The following is an 857-nucleotide window of genomic DNA, read 5'->3' as shown; positions in this document are numbered from 1 at the left end:
GGGTTTTGAAGGGCCGGATATTGATGCGGAAATCATCGCGATGTCTGCCGACTTATGGGAAAAATTGGGTATTCGCGAATACCTGACTTTGGAAATCAACAGCTTGGGCAACCGTGAGGAACGTGCGGCACACCGTGCTGCATTGGTTGAATATTTGACCCGCTATGAAGCGCAACTGGACGAAGACAGCAAACGCCGTCTGAAAACCAATCCTTTACGCGTTTTGGATACGAAAAACCCTGATTTGCAGGAAATCTGCAACGCGGCGCCGCGTCTGGTAGATTACTTGGGCGAGGCTTCGCAAAACCACTATGCACGCTTCAAGGCGATGTTGGATGGTTTGGGTATTCAATATATTGAAAATCCGCGCTTGGTCCGCGGTTTGGATTATTATAATCAGACGGTTTTTGAGTGGACGACCGACAAACTCGGCGCGCAGGCGACTGTGTGCGGTGGTGGCCGTTACGACGGTTTGATTGAAGAGCTTGGCGGTAAACCTGCGCCGTCTATCGGCTTTGCGATGGGTATTGAGCGCCTGCTGCTTTTGGTGAGCGAATACGGCTCTCTGGAAGTGAACGCCGCGCCTGATGTCTATGCAATGCACCAAGGCGAAGGTGCGGACTTGCAGGTGATGAAATACGCGCAAGCCTTGCGCGCTCAAGGTTTCAATGTAATGCAGCATTCCGGCTATCAAAGCCTGAAGGCGCAAATGAAAAAAGCAGACAACAGTGGCGCACGCTTTGCCCTGATTGTAGCTCAGGATGAGCTGGTGAACGGTACGGTTACCCTGAAAGATATGCAGGGCAAACGCGAACAACAAACCGTTGCCGCCGCTGATTTGACAGACACTTTACAAC

At 51.6% G+C, this 857-nt stretch carries 1 protein-coding gene; it reads left to right on the top strand.

Annotated elements, in window-relative coordinates:
• Window positions 1-857 (top strand): histidine--tRNA ligase (hisS, locus tag ACTHUM_RS15720; protein WP_440403381.1); only part of this gene is annotated, 857 nt, incomplete at both ends.

It is taken from the genome of Neisseria sp. P0021.S006 (assembly GCF_051956895.1).
This window is presented reverse-complemented; position numbering and strand designations above follow the sequence as displayed.